The sequence below is a fragment of the Mesorhizobium sp. M1A.F.Ca.IN.020.06.1.1 genome, from assembly GCF_004023265.1.
Taxonomy (GTDB): Bacteria; Pseudomonadota; Alphaproteobacteria; order Rhizobiales; family Rhizobiaceae; genus Mesorhizobium.
In genome coordinates, this window is sequence record NZ_RZSR01000502.1 from 1 (window position 1) to 4,325 (window position 4,325).

8 protein-coding genes are annotated in these 4,325 nt (G+C 64.6%); all 8 read left to right on the forward strand.

What is annotated here, in order from left to right; all coding sequences use genetic code 11:
* Positions 1 to 44: 44 nt before the first annotated feature.
* Positions 45 to 641 carry a hypothetical protein gene (locus tag EOA60_RS20790; RefSeq protein ID WP_127335244.1) on the forward strand — a complete coding sequence of 199 codons (597 nt, stop codon included), beginning with the start codon at positions 45 to 47 and terminating at the stop codon, positions 639 to 641.
* A 15-nt stretch (positions 642 to 656) separates the two neighbouring features.
* Positions 657 to 1,571, forward strand: coding sequence for a hypothetical protein (locus EOA60_RS20795; RefSeq protein ID WP_127335243.1), 915 nt, complete (start codon positions 657 to 659; stop codon positions 1,569 to 1,571).
* Between the two features lie 16 nt (positions 1,572 to 1,587).
* Entirely contained in the window at positions 1,588 to 2,526 is a 939-nt protein-coding gene (locus tag EOA60_RS20800; protein ID WP_127335242.1) for a hypothetical protein, read from the forward strand.
* Between the two features lie 11 nt (positions 2,527 to 2,537).
* Positions 2,538 to 2,819: a hypothetical protein gene (locus EOA60_RS20805; RefSeq protein WP_127335241.1), complete on the forward strand. Its 282-nt coding sequence runs from the start codon at positions 2,538 to 2,540 to the stop codon at positions 2,817 to 2,819.
* Positions 2,812 to 3,015 (forward strand): hypothetical protein, encoded by a 204-nt coding sequence (locus EOA60_RS20810; protein ID WP_127335240.1) that lies wholly within the window; start codon positions 2,812 to 2,814, stop codon positions 3,013 to 3,015. Before EOA60_RS20805 ends, EOA60_RS20810 begins: the two co-directional genes overlap by 8 nt.
* A 55-nt stretch (positions 3,016 to 3,070) precedes the next feature.
* Entirely contained in the window at positions 3,071 to 3,397 is a 327-nt protein-coding gene (locus tag EOA60_RS20815) for a hypothetical protein (RefSeq protein ID WP_127335239.1), read from the forward strand.
* Entirely contained in the window at positions 3,397 to 4,092 is a 696-nt protein-coding gene (locus tag EOA60_RS20820) for a hypothetical protein (RefSeq protein ID WP_127335238.1), read from the forward strand. Before EOA60_RS20815 ends, EOA60_RS20820 begins: the two co-directional genes overlap by 1 nt.
* Before the next feature lie 2 nt (positions 4,093 to 4,094).
* Positions 4,095 to 4,325, forward strand: a 231-nt coding sequence (locus EOA60_RS20825) for a hypothetical protein (RefSeq protein ID WP_164899432.1), incomplete at its 3' end; no start/stop codon positions are given.

Genomic DNA, 4,325 nt, shown 5'->3' on the forward strand with positions numbered 1-4,325 from the left:
CGGTCCGGCAGGCAAAACTCTAAACGCCCCCAGGAGCACCGCAAATGAGCAATACGTTTGCACCCTTCGGGTTTTCCCAGCATCGCGGCACCGGTTCCGCGCCGACCTACGAGCAGACCCCTCGTAGCATCGCGCTGACCGCCGGCGCCATCTATGCGGGCGACCCGGTTACCAGCCAGGCCGACGGCACCATCGCGCAGTCCGTCGCCGGCACCACTCAGATCGCCGGCATCTTCGTCGGCTGCGAGTATGTCAGCGCAACCCTCAACCGCAAGGTCTGGTCGCCCTATTGGCCGGGCTCCGGTTCCGCGCTGGCGAACACCACCGTCACCGGCTACGTCATCAACGACCCGAACGCGCAGTTCCTCTGCCAGTCGGGCAACGCCGGTTCCCCCGTTGCCGCCACCGACGTCGGCGCCAACATCAACTTCGCCATCGGCACCGGCAATGCGCTGAACGGCCTTTCCGGCGCCTATGCCAACCAGGCGACCATCGCCACCACCGCGACCCTCCCCTTCCGCATCGTCGCCGTGGTGACCGCACCGCCCGGATCGAACGGCACCGACAGCGCCTCGAACGGCAACTGGATCGTCGTTGCGTTCAACAACGTCGACACCAAGTCGCTCACCGGCATCGTGTAATAGGGGAGAACGGATATGGCTGTTAATCTCGCTGCAATCCGCGACCTCCTGCTGCCCGGGCTTCGCGGTGTCACCGGCAAATACGATCAGATCCCGGCCCGCTGGCCGTCGGTCTTCACCAAGGGCAAGTCCAACATGGCGCTGGAGCGCACCGTCTCCATGCGCTATCTGGGCCTCGCCAAGCTCAAGAGCGAAGGTGGCCAGACCTCCTTCGACAACAACGCCGGCGAGCGCTACGTCTACAACCAGGAGCACAACGAAATCGCTCTTGGCTACGCGATCACCCGCAAGGCGATCGACGACAACCTCTACAAGGCGCAGTTCCAGCCTTCGAACCTCGGCCTGATGCAGTCCTTCGCTCAGACCAAGGAAATCTTCGGCTGGAACGTGTTCAACACGGCCAACGTCTACAACCCCTCCATCGCCGGCGACGGCGTCGCGCTCTGCTCGACGGCTCACCCGATCGATGGCGGCACGTTCGCGAACACGCCTTCGGTGCAGGTCGACCTCAACGAGGCATCGCTGCTCAACGCGATGACCACGATCCCGACGACCTACCTGGACAACGCCGGTCTCAAGACCTTCGCCCGCGCGCGCAAGCTCGTGGTGCCGAATGCGCTGGAGCCGGTGGCAATCCGCCTCACCAAGACGGAATTGCGTCCCGGCACCGCGGACAACGACGTCAACGCGATCCTGTCGACCTCGGGCGGCCTGCCGGACGGCTATGTCTGCTCGGAGTTCCTCACCAGCAACTTCGCGTGGTTCCTGCTCACCAACATCGAAGGCTTGCTCTATCTCGAGCGCGTCGCCTTCGAGACCGACATGCAGGTCGACTTCACCACGGACAACCTGCTGGTCAAGGGCTACGAGCGCTACTCGTTCGGCTACAACGACCCCCGTGCCATCTACGGCGCGTTCCCGACCTCGTAACCGGAAAGGAAACAGCATGACGATCACGGCCTTTGCCGGGCCGGCGGTTGTGTTTGGCGGCGGGGTCCCTGGGGGCCTCGCAGCCGACAACAACGCCGATCGCGGCCCTTCGATCTTCGATCAGGGCCAGGCGCTGATGGACCCGCGCGGTCCGTTCGCGTACGTCCCTGGTCAGCGTGCCGGTTCCCCGGTTTACGGGTTCCTCGGCACGACGGCGATCCCGACGCTTTCCGCTGTTCCGGCCGCGCTGGCCGCCAACAACATCGCGGCATCGCAGGTCCCCGTCGCCAATACTGCGCTCACGCTCGTGTCGGCCACCGGCGCCGGCGTGACGGTCGGTCAGTCGATCCAGCGATCCGACAACAACGTGACGGTCACCGGCCTGCTGGCCCTGGATGGCCCGAGCTCCGGCAAAGCCTTCGGCCAGGGGCCGACGGGCAATGGCGGCTCGGTCTATATCTGGGACCCGACGACGCTGGTCGCCCGTGCCGTTCGCGTCGTGTCGGTCGGCAACGACAGCACGGCGACCTTCACGGTTCGCGGCTATGACATCTATTGGTATCCGATGGTCGAGACGATCACCGGCGCCAATGCTGGCACAGCCACGGGCAAGAAGGCGTTCAAGTATATCGCCTCGATCACGCCGGCGGGCACGCTGTCGGGCTCGGCGGTCACGGTTGGCACGACCGATATCCTCGGTCTGCCGATGCGGGCCGATTACTTTGGCGAGTTCGAAGCCAACGTGAACGCGACCTGGATCACCGCGTCGACCGGCTACACTGCGCCGGACGCCACGAGCCCGGCGACTGCAACCACTGGCGATGTGCGCGGCACCTATGCCCTGCAGACCGCATCGGACGGAACCAAACGTTCGATGTTCTTCTCCTCGCCCTCCGTCAACAACATCAGCTCTGCGATCGGCCTCTTCGGCGTGGCGCAGTTCACGAACTTCTGAGGATCAATCCCATGAAAGGCAAAGCAAAGCGTGCTGGTGGCGGTGTCGTCGCGAAAGACCCGTCGCCGAAGGAAGTCTACGCTGGCGGCGGCTCGAACGTCGCCAAGGAAGCCGACGAGCGCAAGGACGGCGGCCGCGTGAAGAAGAAGGAAGGGGGCAAGGTCGGGGGCAAGATGTCCAAGATGCGGCTCGACCGCCCCGGCCGCAAGTCCGGCGGCCGCGTCGGCGCTGATCGCTCCCCGCTCTCGGAAGCCGCCAAGACGACCGGCCCGAGTGCTAAGGAGGGTGACTGACTACGCCGATGGCGGAGCGGTCAAAGACAGGTGGATCGCCGGAGCTGTGAAGCATCCCGGCGCTCTGCACCGTGAGCTCGGCGTTCCCCAGGGAGACAAAATCCCTGAGAAAAAGCTCGCCAAGGCGGCTCATTCGGACAATCCGAAGCTCGCCAAGCGGGCACGCCTCGCCGAGACGCTGAAATCCTTCCACTGACATCGACGGGGGCCTTCGGGCTCCCGTTTCTCTTTCTTCATCAGCGGGTGACCCGATGAACCCTGTTTCCGTCACATACCCGGCCAGCGCGACCGGAGCGCAGACGCCGATCAGCATCGACTGGCGCATCGCGCCCGTGAATGTCGGCTATGCGGTGATCTTCAATGCCGGCGCCAGCGGCAGCATCACGGTCGACCACACCTATGACAATGTGAACGATCCGTCCGTCACACCGGTGTGGTTCTCGTCGAGCGCCATCACGGCGAACACCGAGGGCACGATCACAGTGCCGTACCAGTTCGTCAGGATCACGGTCGGCAGCCTGGCCGGCGGCACCCTGACATTCAAGCTCAATCAGGCCACCCAGATCGGCACGACCTGATGACCACGAGCGGAACGACCGCCTTCAACCCGAGCAGCGGTGAATTCGTCACCTATGCTTACGGGCTTTGCGGCATCCGGCGACCGGCCATCACGCAAGAGCATCTCGTCGATGCCCGCATGGCGGTCAACATCATGCTGGCGGAGTGGAACAACGACACTCCGAACCTGTGGAAGGTCGATGTCGTCGAGGTCGATCTGACCGAGGGCGTCGCGACCTACGACGTCGATCCCGCCACGATCATGATCCTGGACGCCTACATCCGCACCACGGACGGCGCCGGCAATCCAACCGATCGCATCATCTGGCCGATCTCGCGCACCGAATACGCCTCAATGCCCAACAAGGCGCAAGAGGGGCAACCGACGAGCTTCTGGTTCGATCGCCTGCTGGCCCCGACCATCACGCTCTGGACGGTCCCGGACGGCAACGGCCCATATCTGCTGCGCTACTATCAGGTGAGCCAGATATTCGACGTCTCGCTGCAGGGCGGCCAGACCGTCGATATCCCGTCGCGGTGGTTCGGCGCCTTCGTCTGGGGGCTCGCGCTCCGGCTGGCGTACAGCTACGCCGCGGAGAAGATCGCCGTGCTGCAGCCGATGGCGGACAAGGCGCTGCTCAGCGCGATGGAGGGCGACACGGAGAACGTGCCACTCTTCATCTCACCCTCGCTCGGCGGCTATTACGTGAGGTAGCGATGGCGTGGCGCTTCCACGGCCGGGCGCGCACCAGCCCGAGCAACCCGCACGCCTATGCGGTCTGCGATCGGTGCGGCATTTGGCACAACCTCGTTGACCTGCAGTGGCAGTGGCAATGGGCGGGCACCAAGCTCCAGAACCTCCGCATCCTGGTCTGCGAGCGTTGCCTCGACGTCCCGCAGCCGCAGCTGAAGACCCGCATCGTCCCCCCGGATCCGGTTCCGGTGTTC